This is a genomic window from Shewanella saliphila, from assembly GCF_014648295.1.
GTDB classification, from domain to species: domain Bacteria; phylum Pseudomonadota; class Gammaproteobacteria; order Enterobacterales; family Shewanellaceae; genus Shewanella; species Shewanella saliphila.
Genome location: NZ_BMQV01000044.1, coordinates 992 through 16,676, shown reverse-complemented (window position 1 = coordinate 16,676; position 15,685 = coordinate 992). Strand labels below are relative to the sequence as shown.

Annotated in this window: 21 protein-coding genes; 14 read left to right on the top strand and 7 right to left on the bottom strand. The window is 42.6% G+C overall.

Features of this window, described 5'->3' with window-relative positions; translation table 11 throughout:
• Positions 1-118 precede the first annotated feature (118 nt).
• Positions 119-1,198, top strand: coding sequence for an outer membrane-stress sensor serine endopeptidase DegS (gene degS / locus IEY48_RS16780; protein ID WP_188922403.1), 1,080 nt, complete (start codon positions 119-121; stop codon positions 1,196-1,198).
• Positions 1,199-1,496: 298 nt separating this feature from the next.
• Here the strand turns inward: degS and murA are convergent, their stop codons facing one another.
• The 7 genes from murA to IEY48_RS16745 all read right to left on the bottom strand — a co-directional run bounded on the left by murA (position 1,497) and on the right by IEY48_RS16745 (position 6,195).
• On the bottom strand, positions 1,497-2,756 hold the full coding sequence (gene murA, locus IEY48_RS16775) for a UDP-N-acetylglucosamine 1-carboxyvinyltransferase (protein ID WP_188922401.1): 1,260 nt from the start codon (positions 2,754-2,756) through the stop codon (positions 1,497-1,499).
• Between the two features lie 15 nt (positions 2,757-2,771).
• Positions 2,772-3,023, bottom strand: a complete 252-nt coding sequence (locus IEY48_RS16770) for a BolA family protein (protein WP_188922399.1) — start codon at positions 3,021-3,023, stop codon at positions 2,772-2,774.
• 85 nt (positions 3,024-3,108) lie between these two features.
• The gene (locus tag IEY48_RS16765; protein WP_188922397.1) at positions 3,109-3,408 is read right to left on the bottom strand and encodes an STAS domain-containing protein; all 300 of its coding nucleotides are present in this window, start codon (positions 3,406-3,408) and stop codon (positions 3,109-3,111) included.
• Complete coding sequence (locus IEY48_RS16760) at positions 3,405-4,004, bottom strand: MlaC/ttg2D family ABC transporter substrate-binding protein (protein ID WP_373293751.1); 600 nt, start codon at positions 4,002-4,004, stop codon at positions 3,405-3,407. The genes IEY48_RS16765 and IEY48_RS16760 overlap by 4 nt, the downstream gene beginning before the upstream one ends.
• Positions 4,005-4,083: 79 nt before the next feature.
• Entirely contained in the window at positions 4,084-4,557 is a 474-nt protein-coding gene (gene mlaD / locus IEY48_RS16755) for an outer membrane lipid asymmetry maintenance protein MlaD (RefSeq protein WP_188922393.1), read from the bottom strand.
• A gap of 41 nt (positions 4,558-4,598) precedes the next feature.
• Positions 4,599-5,357, bottom strand: coding sequence for a lipid asymmetry maintenance ABC transporter permease subunit MlaE (mlaE, locus tag IEY48_RS16750; protein ID WP_283106276.1), 759 nt, complete (start codon positions 5,355-5,357; stop codon positions 4,599-4,601).
• Positions 5,358-5,370: 13 nt separating this feature from the next.
• The gene (locus IEY48_RS16745) at positions 5,371-6,195 is read right to left on the bottom strand and encodes an ATP-binding cassette domain-containing protein (protein WP_188922438.1); all 825 of its coding nucleotides are present in this window, start codon (positions 6,193-6,195) and stop codon (positions 5,371-5,373) included.
• Positions 6,196-6,383: 188 nt separating this feature from the next.
• On the opposite strand from IEY48_RS16745, the gene IEY48_RS16740 reads away from it, so the two are divergent.
• From IEY48_RS16740 to IEY48_RS16680, 13 genes are all read left to right on the top strand, one after another.
• Positions 6,384-7,346: a calcium/sodium antiporter gene (locus tag IEY48_RS16740; protein ID WP_188922389.1), complete on the top strand. Its 963-nt coding sequence runs from the start codon at positions 6,384-6,386 to the stop codon at positions 7,344-7,346.
• A gap of 44 nt (positions 7,347-7,390) precedes the next feature.
• Positions 7,391-8,368 carry a KpsF/GutQ family sugar-phosphate isomerase gene (locus tag IEY48_RS16735; protein ID WP_188922387.1) on the top strand — a complete coding sequence of 326 codons (978 nt, stop codon included), beginning with the start codon at positions 7,391-7,393 and terminating at the stop codon, positions 8,366-8,368.
• Between the two features lie 2 nt (positions 8,369-8,370).
• Positions 8,371-8,928 (top strand): 3-deoxy-manno-octulosonate-8-phosphatase KdsC, encoded by a 558-nt coding sequence (kdsC, locus tag IEY48_RS16730; RefSeq protein WP_188922385.1) that lies wholly within the window; start codon positions 8,371-8,373, stop codon positions 8,926-8,928.
• Positions 8,925-9,485, top strand: coding sequence for an LPS export ABC transporter periplasmic protein LptC (gene lptC, locus IEY48_RS16725; protein WP_188922383.1), 561 nt, complete (start codon positions 8,925-8,927; stop codon positions 9,483-9,485). The genes kdsC and lptC overlap by 4 nt, the downstream gene beginning before the upstream one ends.
• Positions 9,472-10,053 (top strand): lipopolysaccharide transport periplasmic protein LptA, encoded by a 582-nt coding sequence (lptA, locus tag IEY48_RS16720; protein WP_188922381.1) that lies wholly within the window; start codon positions 9,472-9,474, stop codon positions 10,051-10,053. The genes lptC and lptA overlap by 14 nt, the downstream gene beginning before the upstream one ends.
• Complete coding sequence (gene lptB / locus IEY48_RS16715) at positions 10,050-10,781, top strand: LPS export ABC transporter ATP-binding protein (RefSeq protein WP_188922379.1); 732 nt, start codon at positions 10,050-10,052, stop codon at positions 10,779-10,781. Before lptA ends, lptB begins: the two co-directional genes overlap by 4 nt.
• A 127-nt stretch (positions 10,782-10,908) precedes the next feature.
• On the top strand, positions 10,909-12,393 hold the full coding sequence (locus IEY48_RS16710) for an RNA polymerase factor sigma-54 (RefSeq protein ID WP_188922377.1): 1,485 nt from the start codon (positions 10,909-10,911) through the stop codon (positions 12,391-12,393).
• A gap of 27 nt (positions 12,394-12,420) precedes the next feature.
• Positions 12,421-12,708 (top strand): ribosome hibernation promoting factor, encoded by a 288-nt coding sequence (gene hpf, locus IEY48_RS16705; RefSeq protein WP_188922375.1) that lies wholly within the window; start codon positions 12,421-12,423, stop codon positions 12,706-12,708.
• Positions 12,709-12,710: 2 nt separating this feature from the next.
• The gene (ptsN, locus tag IEY48_RS16700) at positions 12,711-13,154 is read left to right on the top strand and encodes a PTS IIA-like nitrogen regulatory protein PtsN (RefSeq protein ID WP_188922373.1); all 444 of its coding nucleotides are present in this window, start codon (positions 12,711-12,713) and stop codon (positions 13,152-13,154) included.
• Entirely contained in the window at positions 13,151-14,014 is an 864-nt protein-coding gene (rapZ, locus tag IEY48_RS16695; RefSeq protein ID WP_188922372.1) for an RNase adapter RapZ, read from the top strand. The genes ptsN and rapZ overlap by 4 nt, the downstream gene beginning before the upstream one ends.
• Before the next feature lie 19 nt (positions 14,015-14,033).
• Entirely contained in the window at positions 14,034-14,303 is a 270-nt protein-coding gene (locus IEY48_RS16690) for an HPr family phosphocarrier protein (protein WP_188922371.1), read from the top strand.
• Positions 14,304-14,713: 410 nt separating this feature from the next.
• The gene (locus IEY48_RS16685; protein WP_188922369.1) at positions 14,714-14,866 is read left to right on the top strand and encodes a hypothetical protein; all 153 of its coding nucleotides are present in this window, start codon (positions 14,714-14,716) and stop codon (positions 14,864-14,866) included.
• Positions 14,867-14,885: 19 nt separating this feature from the next.
• Positions 14,886-15,137, top strand: coding sequence for a transposase (locus IEY48_RS16680; protein ID WP_188922367.1), 252 nt, complete (start codon positions 14,886-14,888; stop codon positions 15,135-15,137).
• Positions 15,138-15,685 lie beyond the last annotated feature (548 nt).

The window sequence follows — 15,685 nt, the reverse complement described above, 5'->3', positions numbered from 1 at the left end:
ACGCTGTTAATGAGTGTGAACTGACTTGAAGATTTAAGCATCGGTGCAAGCTTGGCCGATGCTTAATTTTTTGAGCTATGTTAAGATAAAGTTCATATTTTTCAACAAATGTCAGGCCATGAATTTAAAAGACACGTGCATCTATATTGTAAAAGCTATGACATTTGGCCTGATCATGGCAGCTGTTTTTTTAGTGATCACCTCGATTCTTCCCAATCACTCCCTTAATACAGGTTTATCTTCCGTACACAGTGGTGGCGCTGAGCTGTCTTTTGCCAAAGCCGTTCGTCGTGCAGCACCTGCCGTGGCCAACATTTACAGCCTAAGCATTGACCAACGTAACCCATTAAACGCAAGTTCACTACAGGGCTTAGGCTCTGGGGTGATTATGAGCAAAGATGGATACGTGCTTACCAATTACCATGTGATTAAAAAAGCTGATGAAATTGTCATTGCACTGCAAGATGGGCGCAAATTTACCGCTGAAGTAGTTGGCTCCGATCCCGTGACAGATTTAGCCGTGCTCAAAATTGAAGGGGATAATTTACCCATTGTACCGTTTAATCTCAATAATCCAGCCCAAGTAGGCGATGTAGTATTAGCGATTGGTAATCCGTACAACATCGGCCAAACCATTACCCAAGGTATTATCAGTGCCACTGGCCGTAACGGTTTAAGCTCTGGTTATTTAGACTTTTTACAAACCGACGCAGCCATTAATGCAGGCAATTCAGGTGGCGCATTAATCGACACTAATGGGGAATTAATTGGTATTAACACCGCCGCATTCCAGGTGGGTGGAGACAATGGCGGTAACGGTATTAGCTTTGCTATTCCCATAAAATTGGCCCATAGCATTATGGACAAATTAATCAAACATGGCCGTGTTATCCGTGGCGCCCTAGGTATTTCGGGCGAGCCAATTAACCAGGTGGTTGCACAAATCCTCAACCTACCCGATATGAAAGGGGTATTGGTCACAGGTGTTGACCCTGAAGGCCCCGCAGCTCGTGCAGGCTTAGCCCCGCGTGATGTGATTACTCAATATAATGGTGAAGATGTTCCCGGTGTTGAAATGCTGTTAGACCGAATTGCAGAAACGCCACCAGGCACAAGAATGGACATGGTCATCATTCGTGAAGGTAAAACTCAAACTTTCCCGGTTATTATTGTAGAAAAAATTAATGAACCTGAATAACCACTTTCATTCAATACTCATATTAAACAGATAAAATTAGCACATAAAAAAAGCCATTCAACTCATCATTGAATGGCTTTTTTGTACCGTCATGAAGGTTATTTAACCTGAACTCGGGATAAGGGATGAACTTATTCTATTAAAAATCAATATGTTACCCATTCTCACTTTCAAGCTTGTCATTTGTTCTGCTAACAAGGCGAATTGACGCATCAATAGCTAGCCTATTGTAAGTCGATTCAACGCCGTCAGCAGGGCAAAGGACTGTTTGAAAGGCGTTTATTATCCCGAGATCAGGTTATTTAACCCGTACCACTTCTGCACCTAAACCTTGAAACTTAGCTTCAATATGCTCGTAACCACGGTCTAAATGGTAAATACGATCAACGGTCGTGATACCGTCTGCCATTAGGCCTGCAATCACTAAACTTGCTGATGCACGTAAATCGGTTGCCATGACTTGAGCACCATTTAAACGTTCAATACCGTGGATAATACACGTATTACCTTCAAGTTCGATGTCAGCGCCCATGCGGCTCATTTCTGGTACATGCATAAAGCGGTTTTCAAAAATGGTTTCAGTCACACGACCGGTGCCTTCAGCAAGGGCGTTTAACACACAAAACTGCGCTTGCATGTCGGTAGGAAATGCTGGGTATGGCGCGGTTTTAATGTTAACGGCCTTAGGTCGTTGCCCTTGCATATCAAGCTCAATCCAATCTTCACCCGTTGTGATGGTCGCGCCAGCATCTTCAAGCTTTAGTAATACAGCTTCGAGTGCGCTAGGATCAGCAGACAAACAACGAATTTTGCCACGCGTGACAGCGGCGGCAACTAAGAACGAACCGGTTTCAATGCGGTCTGGCATAACACGGTATTCGCAACCCGATAAACGCTCAACGCCTTCAATCGTTAATGTTGCAGTACCAATGCCTGAAATTTTAGCGCCCATTGCCACTAAGCAATTCGCTAAATCGGTGACTTCTGGCTCACGTGCAGCGTTTTCGATAACCGTTGTACCGTCTGCAAGTGATGCAGCCATTAATAGGTTTTCTGTTGCGCCAACACTAACCATATCCATAAAGATATGTGCACCTTTAAGACGACCATCTACACGTGCTTTAATGTAGCCTTCTTTCACTTCGATTTTAGCGCCCATAAGCTCTAAACCGTGCAAGTGTAAGTTAACAGGGCGTGCACCAATCGCACAACCACCTGGTAAAGACACATCTGCAGTACCATAGCGCGCAAGTAATGGACCAAGGATCAAGATTGACGCACGCATGGTTTTAACTAAATCATACGGAGCACAATACTCATTTAAATTGGTGGTCGAAATACGTACGCAGCTATTTTCAAGCTGATCAACTTCGGCACCTAAGCAACGTAGTAACTGACAACTGGTGTTGACGTCTCGTAAATTAGGCACGTTTGAGACAATAAAATCTGTTTCGGCTAATACGCCTGCCATTAAAATAGGCAATGCCGCATTTTTAGCACCCGAGATCACGACTTCACCAGCAAGCGGTTTGCTGGCTTTAATAGTTAATTTATCCACTGTGAATCTCAGTACTTACATATTGAAAAGTTTTTCACGCTTCCACTGGGTAGGCGTAAATGTTTTGATGGTTAGCGCGTGTAGTTCACCACTGGCAATTTGTTCTGAAAGTGGAGCATAAATAGCTTGTTGCTGTTTTACGCGGCTCATGCCATCGAAGCACTCTCCAACTGCAACCACTTTGTAATGGCTGCCATCTGAAGTCACATGGGCTTCTGTTAATGACAGTGCATCTGTCAACATTTGTTCAATAACCTTGCAATCCATGAAATCTATTACCTTTACTTGTCAATCTGATGCTTATAAAACTGGCACTTATAAACTCGTATTTATACAACGAAAACGCCTACAACTATGTCTGGCTAAAAAAAGCGTCTAAATCGTATAGCTCAATCATTTTTTTGAGCTGCTCGCTGGGATTAACCAACTGCCGCGATGCGCTGTCTTTTTTACTGCCAGAATGAGTTAATCGAACCAATGCAAGTAATAACGCTACACCAGCACTGTCTACATATTCTAGGGCGGACAAGTCTATCACTTGGGTTGTATCAGTAAACAACTGTTGGCGTTTTGGCCATAATTGTTTTACTTCAACCTGCGTTAAGCGTCCGCTAACGAAGCACTGCTGCTCTTGTTGATTAAAGTTAATCACGCTGCTGCAGCTTCTTTAGTGGGTTGACGATCGATTTTTTGCTTAGTTTTGTCATTCAACATTGAAATCACGGCTTCAATACCTTGCTGACGGATCAAGTTAGAAATCTCAGACTGCTTAGAAGCCAATAAGCTTACGCCTTCTGCGACAAGATCAAATGCTTTCCAAGTATTGTCTTTTAAACGACGGGCTTTAAATTGAATTTTGATCGGTGGGCGACCTTTTTCAATAATTTGCACGTTGATTTCAACAATTTTTTCGTCACTAAAATCACTAGCAGGATCAAACTCAACAGCCTGGTCGGTATATTCTGTTAATGCTTGTGCATACGTTGCGACTAGGTAGCCTTCAAATGCTTCAACAAAACGGTCACGTTGATCGGGTGTGGTGTCACGTAAATACTGCCCCATTACTTTGTATGCTGCATATTTATAATCAACGTATGGCATTAATTCTTCATTTACTATCACTTTTAAGTGACTTAAATCGCTATCGATTAATGCTCTATCTTGCTTAAAACGATCAAATGTCTTATTGGCGACTTGCTTGATCATTTCATATGGGTCACTGGTGTTAATCTCGTCATTAGCCGCCATTACGCCTGAGCTAAGTGCTGCACTCGCAATTAAACATACAGCCATTACACGATGAAAAAGTGCCTTCATTATAAAGCTCCTAATTGTCTTTAGACGACATACTGTATAAAAGTTGACCAATTAAATCTTCGAGAATCAATGCGCCACGCGTATCATGAACCTTATCGCCATCAACCAGCATGGCAATATCATCATCCATAAAGCCCGGGGTTAAGCCAATAAATTGCTCACCTAATAAACCTGAAGTCAAAATAGCTAAACTGCTGGTTTCAGGGAACTCATCATAGCGTTTGTCCATCGTTAACGTCACCACAGGGATCAGCTTACGAGTATCTAAGGTAATGTCGGTCACACGACCAACAACCACCCCACCAACTTTGACTGGCGAGCGTACTTTTAATCCACCGATATTATTAAACTCGGCAACTAATGTATAAGTTTGGTCACTTGACTTGACTTCAACATTAGCAACATTAAATACCAATGCACAAAAGGCCAACAAACCTGACAATAAAAACACGCCTACTAGTAACTCAATTTTCCGTGTCAACATACTCTTAAACCACTTCAATTAAACTAAACAATGAAAAAATCTTAATTTCCGAACATGATTGCAGTCAGCAAAAAGTCCAGCGCTAAAACAGCTAAACTGGCCTGCACAACCGTTGAAGTTGTCGCTCGGCTAATACCTTCTGGGTTAGGTTGTACTTCGTATCCTCTGTACAAGGCTATCCAAGTCACCACCACACCAAAAATAACACTCTTAATCAAGCTGTTAACAATATCCTGTTCCCACTCTACAGATGCTTGAAGAATAGACCAAAATGCACCGCTATCAATGCCTTTCCATTCAACACCTACCAGATGGCCGCCCATAATGCCCACTAAACTGAACATCAAAGCAAGCAGAGGCATACTGATCACCCCAGCCCAAAAACGAGGGGCAATGATTTGCCGTAAAGGGTCGATTGCCATCATCTCTAAACTGGATAACTGTTCAGTCGATTTCATTAAACCAATCTCTGCCGTTAGTGCAGACCCAGCCCGCCCGGCAAATAATAGGGCGGCAACCACAGGACCGAGTTCACGTAACAAGCTAAGCGCCACCATTGGGCCCAAACTTTCTTCCGTACCAAAGCCAACAAGAATATTGTAGCCCTGCAACGCTAACACCATACCGATAAACAAGCCCGATACCAGGATAATCACCATGGAGCGCACACCCAGCACATATATTTGCTTGGTAAGTAGTGGCAAACCTTTTTTAACATTAGGCACACGAACCACAGCGCCCCACAGCATTAAACCAGCTCGGCCTAATCCGGAGATCATCTTTAACGCATATTTGCCCATGTCGGCAATATTATCAATTACGCCCACGCAATAACTCCTCTTGATAATCCTCGGCAGGATAATGAAATGGTACCGGACCATCTGGCGCGCCTTGGATAAACTGAATTAATTGCGGGTTATCAGACAAGCGCAATTGCTCTGGCGTTCCATGTGCAATCACTTTTTTTTCTGCAATCACATACACATAATCTGCAATACCCAGCACTTCATCGACGTCGTGAGACACCACAACGGAAGTGAGTTTAAGCGTATCTGAGAGCTCACGAATTAATTTTACGAGCATCCCCATTGAAATAGGATCCTGGCCCGCAAAAGGCTCATCGTACAAAATCATTTCAGGCTCAAGCGCAATCGCCCGGGCAAGTGCGGCACGACGTTGCATACCACCAGAAAGCTCGTTAGGCATTAAATAAGCGGCACCGCGAAGTCCCACAGCTTGTAATTTCATCAGCACAATTGAGCGAATAATCTCTTCAGGTAACCCTGAATGCTCTCGTAATGCAAACGCGACATTATCGAATACATTTAAATCGGTAAACATCGCACCGCTTTGAAAAAGCATGCTCATGCGTTTACGTAACTCAAATAACTCTTCACGCTTTAATTTATGTACATCTTGGCCATCAAATAAAATGTGGCCACTATTGGGTGTAAGTTGCCCACCAATCAATTTTAATAACGTCGTTTTACCTATACCGCTAGGGCCCATAATAGCGGTCACTTTACCTTTAGGTATCGTTAACGAAATATCTTTATAAATCACTCGAGAACCATGACTAAAAGCCAAATGGTTAATCTCGACCAAAGGGGAATTATTTGATTTACTCATATCAGGCATCGGAGTTGAGGAGATCACAACCTTCCTTAAAAAAAGATGAAGCGCAAATTGTACTGTAATTGTCCATTGAGCGACAACTATATCCATATAACCAAAGCTCATTGTTAATACAATTAGTGCACAATGCTTTCAATTTAGTGAAAATCCAGCGAAAATGCCCGCTAATTATTTACCATCATGGGAATCACATGCTAGTTAATATCCTAATGCTAATTGTAGGGCTTGCTGTTTTAGTGTGGAGTGCGGATAGATTTGTATACGGTGCAGCTGCATTTGCGCGTAATTTAGGCTTACCGCCAATGCTAATTGGACTCACCATCGTAGCGATGGGCAGCTCAGCCCCTGAGATGTTTGTTGCCGCGAGCGCGTCAATGAATGATATGCGCGACACTGCTGTCGGCAACGTTTTAGGCTCAAACATTGCCAACATTACCTTAATTTTAGGATTAACCGCATTACTCGGTGCGATTAGCGTAGGGTCAAAAACCTTAAAGCGTGAAATTCCCTTAATGTTAGCGGCTACGGTATTTGCGGGCTACACATTACATGACGGCCTGTTAACCCGTGCTGAAGGCATTATGTTAACTATCTTATTTTTTGGCTTAATGAGCTTTTTCATTTGGCAAGCCACTAGCAATAAAGCGGCAGATACCTTAGATGAAGACCTCGAGTCTGAGATCCCTAAAAACGTCCCTACCTTTCGTGCTATCATTTGGCTGCTAGTTGGTATTATATTACTCCCTCTATCAGCGGGTTGGATGGTTGACGGCGCGGTAGGGATTGCAAAATTTTATGGATTATCTGATTTAGTCATTGGACTGACTATTATTGCGGTTGGTACAAGCTTACCCGAGTTGGCAGCTTGCATTGCTGGCGTATTAAAAAAGGAAGATGATTTAGCGATTGGTAATATCGTTGGTTCAAACTTATTTAATATTTTAGCAGTACTTGCTATACCTGCGTTGATTGCCCCAGGCGAAATCGATGCACAAGCCAGCGGTAGAGATTTCTACATGGTATTGGGAACCAGTGCTGCACTGGCCGTTTTAGTGTTATCTAGTGGTGCTAAAAAACAACTTACCCGTTGGCATGGCGCCCTGTTATTAATCACCTTTATTGCGTACCAAATTATTGTATTTCAATCTCATTAGATTGGAGCAAAAAGGTAAACTCTTAAGCTAAAAGAGAGACACTCATGGTAGATCAAACTCAATTTCGCCAATGGGGCCGTAAAGTTATCGATATCGAAAAAGCGGCATTAGATCATTTATATCAATACGTCGACTCCGTTGAATTTGGCCAGGCCTGCGAGCTTATAATGCAGTGTAAAGGCAAAGTCATTGTGATGGGTATGGGTAAGTCAGGCCATATCGGTAATAAAATATCAGCCACCTTTGCGAGTACCGGCACTCCAGCCTTTTTTGTACATCCCGGTGAAGCCAGTCACGGCGACTTAGGCGCTTTAGACAAAAATGATATCGTACTGGCGATTTCTAACTCTGGCGAATCAAGTGAAATTTTAACCTTACTACCTGTGATTCAACGCTTGGGTGTACCGGTGATTTCAGTTACCGGCAAACCTGAGTCAAACATGGCTCGACTCGCTAAAATTCATCTGTGCATTCAAGTACAAGAAGAGGCCTGCCCGCTAGGGTTAGCTCCGACATCAAGCACTACCGCAACCCTTGCGATGGGTGATGCTTTAGCTATCGCATTACTGCAAGCAAAAGGCTTTACCCGAGACGATTTTGCCTTATCACACCCCGGCGGTGCTTTAGGGCGTAAACTGTTGCTAAAAGTAGAAGATGTGATGCATCAAGGTGATAGCTTACCCAGTGTAAGTGATGACATTTGCATTACCGATGCGCTGTATGAAATATCGAAAAAAGGCCTGGGTATGACCGCCGTTGTCGACAAAACCAATACCTTAGTGGGTATTTTTACCGACGGTGATTTACGACGTATTATTGATGCTGAAGTGAACTTACGCACCACATCAATTGCCCAAGTGATGACGCAAAATTGTGTGACCAGTCCTAGCGGTATCTTGGCAGCAAAAGCATTACAAATCATGGAAGAAAAAAACATTAACGGATTGATTGTCGTTAACCAACAGCATCAACCGATCGGCGCATTAAATATGCTCGATATGGTTAAAGCAGGAGTGATTTAACCATGTCAGATACACATCAAGGCTTTTACGGCCCGGTCAGCGACGATATTTGGCAACGAGCTAAAAAAATTAAACTGCTCATTTGCGATGTTGACGGCGTCTTTTCTGACGGACGTATTTATTTAAGCAATGCAGGCGAAGAGCTAAAAGCATTCCACACTCGTGATGGTTATGGAGTGCGTTCAGTATTAACCAGTGGCATACATGTTGCCGTTATCACTGGCCGTAAATCAAAAATTGTTGAAACCCGCATGACAGCACTTGGGGTTAAACATATTTATCAAGGCATCGACAATAAATTTGAACCATTTGAACAATTACTTTCACTTTACAATGTGACTGCTGACGAAGTGGCTTACATTGGAGACGACATGGTCGATTTACCCGTAATGAAAGTAGTGGGTTTAGCGGTATGTGTTGCAGATGGTCATCCATTTGTAAAACAACATTGCCATATGATCACCACTATCAATGGTGGCCATGGTGCCCTGCGTGAACTCACTGACCTCTTATTACTAAGCCAGGATAAATTTACTCGCGCCCACGGTATGAGTATATGAACAGAGTCACTCTAGGGATAGCCGCTTTTTTTGGCCTTGCCTTTGTGTTGTATTGGCAAGCCCAAGTAAAGCGTAGCGAAATGGATGCGATTAAAGTAGTAGGAATAGAACGGCCTGACTTTATTGCCGACAATTTACGTACTACTGAATTTAACAAACAAGGGCTAATTGCCAGTAAAGTATCGGCAAAACACATGGAACATTATGATTCGAGTGATACCACTCACTTTACTGAGCCTGTGTATTTAATTTACCCGGAAAATGGCCAAGCCCAATGGCAGCTGAGTGCCGACCGAGGTCAATTAAATAAACAGACCAATAAAGTCATTTTAGAAAATAATGTTATTATTGATGCCATTGATATTGAAGAGCCTTTACAGTCACTGACCACACAAACGGTCACATTAGATCTATCCACCATGATAGGCAGCTCACAAGAGATGGTGTATATCAAAGGCAAAGGGTTTATGATTCAAGGTTTAGGCTTGCATGCTGACTTGAATACCCAAAAATTATCGCTACTAAGTAAAGTAGAAGGAACATATGAGCCACAATAATCGTTACTCTCGCGCCCAAGCCGCACTATTACTAAGCGGCTTAGTTTGCATGCTGAGCATTCCAGCAATGGCAAAGCAAGGTGATCTCAAACAAGAATTAAAAATCTCCTCTGTAAGCCAGTCTGCTGACATTAAAAACAATCAAATTATTTTTAATGGTCCGGTAACCATTGTGCAAGGCACCATCAATATTAATGCCGACGAACTACGCGCTTTCACGCCAGAAAACAGCACATCAAAAAGACTCATCGCTACAGGTAAACCTGCGACCTTCTCTCAAGAGTTAGACGATGGCAATATTGGTACTGCAAGTGCCAATGAAATCACTTACGACCTAGCAACGACCACATTAACCTTATCGGGTAATGCCAAGCTTAATCAAGCAGGTAGCCAGGTGACGGGTAATCGTATTAAGTACAATATTACCGCTCAAGAATTAGTTGCCGAAAGCACAGGTAAAGGTCAAGACCGGGTTATTACTATTATCCAACCTGATAATTTCCAAAACGAGTCAGCACCAAAACAAAAGCTGCCTGAGATCCCAGTCAACAAGCAGATCAAACCATGACCCAAATTACCTTAACCGCAGAAAACCTAGCCAAAAGCTACAAAGCCCGTCAAGTTGTTAAAGATGTAAGCTTAACGGTTAAAACAGGGCAAATTGTTGGTTTACTTGGCCCTAACGGCGCAGGTAAAACCACCACGTTTTATATGGTCGTTGGCCTAGTAAAAAGCGACAAAGGCCGTATTTTAATTGATAAAGACGACCTAACATCTGATCCCATGCACCTTAGAGCTCGCAAAGGCATAGGCTACTTACCTCAAGAAGCCAGTATTTTCCGCAAGCTAACAGTACATGACAATATCATGGCGGTATTACAAACTCGCAAAGAGCTAAACACCGATCAACGCATTGAACAGCTTGAGCACTTGCTAGAAGAGTTTCATATTACCCATATTCGCGACAGCCAGGGTATGTCTTTGTCTGGTGGTGAGCGCCGTCGGGTTGAAATTGCACGCGCATTAGCGGCAAACCCAAAATTTATTTTGCTCGACGAACCCTTTGCTGGTGTTGACCCTATTTCGGTTATCGACATCAAAAAAATCATACAACAACTGAAAAGTCGGGGCTTAGGTGTATTAATTACCGACCATAACGTACGCGAAACACTCGACGTTTGTGAGCGCGCTTACATTGTAAGCCAGGGTAATTTAATTGCCGAAGGTACGCCTGACGAGATCTTGAGCAATCAACAAGTTCGGGAAGTGTACTTAGGTGAACAATTCAAGCTATAGTTAGCCTATCTACTTCATCTCATTGAACGATACCTAAACAGAGCTAAACATCATTGACTTACGTGGCAATCTATTACAGTTTTTGAGATTGTCACCTTTATGAAAATCATCTGGGGATAAGCGGTAAATGAAAGCGTCACTCCAACTTAAAATGGGTCAGCATCTCACTATGACCCCACAATTGCAGCAAGCCATTCGCTTACTGCAATTATCTTCATTGGAGCTACAGCAAGAAATCCAACAAGCATTGGACTCAAACCCATTGCTTGAAATAGAAGATGAGTTTTCTCAAGCCAAAGATCCTGTAAAAGAAAATCACGATCAATCTGACACCGATTTCAGCGATAACAGCACCGTTAATGTTGAAAAAGACACGTCCTCTGTCGACACCACTGAATCAATGAGCAAAGAAACCATGGACGACTTGCCCATGGATACCACGTGGGACGAAGTCTATACCGCCTCACCAATGTCTGGTTCAGGCAGTGCGAGCATGCGCGATGACGACATGCCGTTTCAAGGTGAAACCACTGAAGGGTTATATGAACATTTAGAATGGCAAAAGAATCTTACGCCATTTTCTGAAACAGATTTAGCGATTGCAACCGCCATTATCGACGCCATTGATGAACGGGGTTACTTAACGCAAAGTACCGAAGAAATTTTAGAAGCGATGGGTGATGAAAACGTTGAGCTAGACGAAGTAGAAGCCGTACTTAAACGTGTTCAGCACTTTGACCCTGTGGGCGTTGCTGCGCGTGACTTAAGCGAATGCCTATTAATCCAATTAGCGCAATACGCCAGCGACACACCATATATTGAAAACGCCCGTATTTTGATCAAAGACTACTTAGACTTGATCGCTGGTCGTGATTTTAGATTACTAATGCGTAAAACCCGTCTTAAAGAAGATGATTTACGCGACGCCATCGGCTTGATCCAGTCACTCAATCCACGCCCAGGCTTATTAATCACCGCCACGGATGACGAATACGTGATCCCTGATGTGACCGTGCTGAAAAAAAATGGTCGCTGGGTGGTTGAATTAAATCCAGACAATATGCCCAAAATTGGCGTGAATCAACAATATGCAGCTATGGCACGTAGCAGTAAAAACCCGTCGGACACCCAATTTATACGTGGGCATTTACAAGAAGCAAAATGGTTTATAAAAAGCCTTGAAAGCCGCAACGACACCCTATTAAAAGTGGCTAATTGCATCGTGCAATTCCAACAAGGCTTTTTTGAATACGGCGAAGAAGCCATGAAACCCATGGTATTAAACGACATTGCTGAAGCCGTCGAAATGCACGAATCAACCATTTCACGGGTAACGACTCAAAAATACATGCACACCCCACGAGGGTTATTTGAGCTAAAATACTTTTTCTCAAGCCATGTCAGCACTGACGATGGCGGAGAATGCTCATCAACAGCAATCCGTGCTTTTATTAAAAAGCTGGTTGCTGCTGAAAACCAGAAAAAGCCACTTAGCGACAGCAAAATGGCGCAACTTCTGGCAGAACAGGGCATCAATGTTGCTCGTCGTACGATTGCAAAATACCGTGAGGCAATGATGATACCGCCCTCGAACCAACGTAAGAGTTTATAAATTTACTCAACAATGGAGAAAAGTGTAATGCACATCAATCTATCTGGGCACCATGTTGAAATTACAGAATCTTTGCGTGAATACGTTCGCGAGAAATTTTCTAAGCTTGAACGACACTTCGATCAGATCAATAATGTCCACGTTGTACTCAATGTTGAAAAATTACAGCAAAAAGCAGAAGCCAAAATTATCCTCAATGGCAGAGAAATTTTCGCCATGTCTGAAAACACAGACATGTATGCAGCAATAGACGCCCTGATAGATAAACTAGACCGTCAGGTAATTAAACACAAAGAGAAGTATACAAAACACTAACGATGGAACTTTGTACCATCCTGCAGCCGGAGTGCACTACCTGTGCCACACCGGGCAGTAAGAAAAAGGTACTGGAACTCATCAGCGACTTAGTTGCTGCCCAGTACCCCACCCTATCTTCACAAGAGGTGTTTGAAAGCCTGCTTGCACGAGAAAAAATGGGTAGCACAGGTATAGGAAATGGTATTGCGATACCTCATGGCCGATTGACCACAATCGATCACCCTATCGCTATTTTTGTAAAATGCGAAGAGGCCATTCCTTTTGATGCCATCGATAAACAACCCGTCGATATCTTATTTGCGTTGTTAGTTCCAGCCGATCAATGCCAACAACATCTCAGCACCCTGTCATCAATGGCGCAAAAGCTCAGCGATAAACAAGTGCTAAAGCAATTACGTAAAATTCACGATTCTACAGAACTCTATCAGGTAATTACGCAATGAAGCTTGTCATCGTATCAGGACGCTCAGGATCAGGTAAATCAGTCGCTCTTAGAGTGCTAGAAGATTTAGGCTACTATTGTGTAGACAACCTCCCCCTAGCACTTATCGATACGTTATTAGCGCAATTAAAAGGCAGTAATGACCTGGTTGCCATTAGTGTTGATGTGCGCAATATTGCCGAACAAGGAAAAGTACTGCAAGAGCAATTAAAAATCCTTGAACCTGATACTGAAATAACCAGCTTCTTTTTAAATTCTAGCGACAAAGTACTGCTTAAACGCTACAGCGAAACCCGCCGCTTACACCCGTTATCTAAAAATCACATCTCACTGCAAGAAGCGATAAAACTTGAAGGTCGCTTATTGGAACCCATCGCCAAAATTGTCGACCATTATATCGACACATCGGCCTTGAATATTTACGAACTCAGTGACCAAGTTAGGCAGATATTACTTGGCAGTGTAGATAAAGAGCTTGTGATTAACTTTGAATCGTTTGGATTTAAACACGGTATGCCTACCGAAGCCGACTTTATGTTTGACGTGCGCTTTTTACCAAACCCACACTGGGAAGTTGAATTAAGACCTTACACCGGACTAGATGAACCCGTACAAGCGTTTTTAGGGCGTCAGCCTTTGGTAAACAAATTTATTTGGCAAATTGAGAATTTATTTGAAACCTGGATGCCACACCTAGAGCGCAATAACCGCAGTTACCTGACGATTGCGATAGGATGTACCGGTGGACAACATCGCTCAGTGTACATTACCGATCAACTCGCTAAACGCTTTAGACAAGGCAGTAAACACACTGTAAACGCTCGACATAGAGAGCTTGACATCGAAGAAAGTAACCAATGATCAGTGTGGAGCGTTAATCATGTTTAAACGCCAAGTGACGATATCGAATAAGTTAGGATTACACGCGCGCGCCGCAACTAAACTGGCCATTTTGGCGGCTGATTTTGATGCCGAAATCACCCTTGTACAGGGTGAAAAACAAGCCAATGCTGCCAGTGTCCTCGGTTTACTGATGCTTGAAAGCGGAATTGGTAAAATGATGACAGTAACGGCTAAAGGTCCCGATGCAGAAGCAGCCCTAGAAGCCGTGTGTCATCTCATTAACGCCAAATTTGATGAGTGCTGCTGATTAATCAGTAAGCACTGCTAATATCCTCCCCCCCCTTTGTTACCCGCTTTTTAGAGTCTGCATCAATCCACACGGTTAAGTATTAATATCATATTTGTATGGATTCATTATTCAACGTATAACGCTGTCCTCGTTTTGTCATTAAGCTGACTTTCAGCTGCCATAAACCTCACTCATACTGCACACAATCATTACACTAAAGCCAAGCCGTGATTCACCATTTTAGTGCAATTGCACCAATCTAATAAAAATCAAAATTTATTAAAAATATCGATAAAAACACAAGGTATTGATAAATAACAATTTAAAAAATATTTAAAAGTTGGCACGCGCTTTTCATATAGAGATATATACCTACTAAGTAGTAGTTTATTTTGTAAGCAGTCCATTGTCAGTTGTAGGAGATAGTGATGAGTAAAATGAACCTAGGTCATAACATCAAATCAGTCAATGTCATGATGAATAAACTGGTTGAACAATACCGCCAGAACATTTTTTTCTTAGCGCATCTTGGTTGCAGCCAGTGGGATGAAGTTGAATCTCGCTCAAGCAAATACAAATAAAGCATAAGGAATTAATCTCATGACTACCGCAACTGCCAGACACTATTCTATCGATTTTCAACATCAAGTGATTAGCGAAGTGAAACAACATAATCGTTTGTTATCAGATGTAGCTAAACAATATGGCATTTCAGCAAAGACGGTTTACAAATGGGTAAAACATAGCGATACCCGTAAAAATGAAACCCGAGGCGAAATCGTGTCAGAAATAGCACATTTACAACAAAAAATTACTCAGTTAAGCCAACAATTACAAGCAATGGCAAGCTAGTTAGCGTTTTTGGCAAGGATGTATGACCGTGTTTTCAGTGAGTTCCCCAGCAAACTGATTACACAAGCAAATAGCAACAAAATCATACTAATAATAAGCGCACCAAATCTTGCATCCTTGCCGTTTTATGTAAACCGTTAACCATGGACAGGTTAACGCAATAGTTCAGGCGTTATTGGGTCCCCAGACTCTATATCCAGTAACGTCACTTTTATTCGGTGGATAAATATAAGCGTTTTATAAATGAAAGCGCTACCACCCAAGTTATGGCAAGGATGTTTGACCGTGTTTTAGCTAGTCCCCAGCATGCTAAAACACAGTAACAAACTAATAAAAACAATAAGCGCACTGCATCTTGCATCCTTGCCGTTTTATGTAAACCGTTAACCATGGACAGGTTAACGCAATAGTTCAGGCGTTATTGGGTCCCCAGACTCTATATCCAATAACGTCACTTTTATTCGGTGGATAGGCGCAGTAAGTGCTACCACCTCAATTTATGGCAAGGATGTTTGACCGTGTTTTAGCTAGCCCCCAGCACGCTAAAG

Excerpts from the sequence above, each read along its gene's own strand:
- IEY48_RS16740 (WP_188922389.1), top strand. The coding sequence starts at position 6,384 with ATGCTAGTTAATATCCTAATGCTAATTGTAGGGCTTGCTGTTTTAGTG.
- lptA (WP_188922381.1), top strand. The coding sequence starts at position 9,472 with ATGAGCCACAATAATCGTTACTCTCGCGCCCAAGCCGCACTATTACTA.
- IEY48_RS16690 (WP_188922371.1), top strand. The coding sequence starts at position 14,034 with ATGTTTAAACGCCAAGTGACGATATCGAATAAGTTAGGATTACACGCG.
- kdsC (WP_188922385.1), top strand. The coding sequence starts at position 8,371 with ATGTCAGATACACATCAAGGCTTTTACGGCCCGGTCAGCGACGATATT.
- mlaE (WP_283106276.1), bottom strand. The coding sequence starts at position 5,357 with ATGGGCAAATATGCGTTAAAGATGATCTCCGGATTAGGCCGAGCTGGT.
- mlaD (WP_188922393.1), bottom strand. The coding sequence starts at position 4,557 with ATGTTGACACGGAAAATTGAGTTACTAGTAGGCGTGTTTTTATTGTCA.
- lptC (WP_188922383.1), top strand. The coding sequence starts at position 8,925 with ATGAACAGAGTCACTCTAGGGATAGCCGCTTTTTTTGGCCTTGCCTTT.
- rapZ (WP_188922372.1), top strand. The coding sequence starts at position 13,151 with ATGAAGCTTGTCATCGTATCAGGACGCTCAGGATCAGGTAAATCAGTC.
- degS (WP_188922403.1), top strand. The coding sequence starts at position 119 with ATGAATTTAAAAGACACGTGCATCTATATTGTAAAAGCTATGACATTT.
- IEY48_RS16760 (WP_373293751.1), bottom strand. The coding sequence starts at position 4,004 with ATGGCGGCTAATGACGAGATTAACACCAGTGACCCATATGAAATGATC.
- hpf (WP_188922375.1), top strand. The coding sequence starts at position 12,421 with ATGCACATCAATCTATCTGGGCACCATGTTGAAATTACAGAATCTTTG.
- IEY48_RS16680 (WP_188922367.1), top strand. The coding sequence starts at position 14,886 with ATGACTACCGCAACTGCCAGACACTATTCTATCGATTTTCAACATCAA.
- IEY48_RS16685 (WP_188922369.1), top strand. The coding sequence starts at position 14,714 with ATGAGTAAAATGAACCTAGGTCATAACATCAAATCAGTCAATGTCATG.
- IEY48_RS16745 (WP_188922438.1), bottom strand. The coding sequence starts at position 6,195 with ATGCCTGATATGAGTAAATCAAATAATTCCCCTTTGGTCGAGATTAAC.
- ptsN (WP_188922373.1), top strand. The coding sequence starts at position 12,711 with ATGGAACTTTGTACCATCCTGCAGCCGGAGTGCACTACCTGTGCCACA.
- IEY48_RS16770 (WP_188922399.1), bottom strand. The coding sequence starts at position 3,023 with ATGGATTGCAAGGTTATTGAACAAATGTTGACAGATGCACTGTCATTA.
- IEY48_RS16710 (WP_188922377.1), top strand. The coding sequence starts at position 10,909 with ATGAAAGCGTCACTCCAACTTAAAATGGGTCAGCATCTCACTATGACC.
- IEY48_RS16735 (WP_188922387.1), top strand. The coding sequence starts at position 7,391 with ATGGTAGATCAAACTCAATTTCGCCAATGGGGCCGTAAAGTTATCGAT.
- lptB (WP_188922379.1), top strand. The coding sequence starts at position 10,050 with ATGACCCAAATTACCTTAACCGCAGAAAACCTAGCCAAAAGCTACAAA.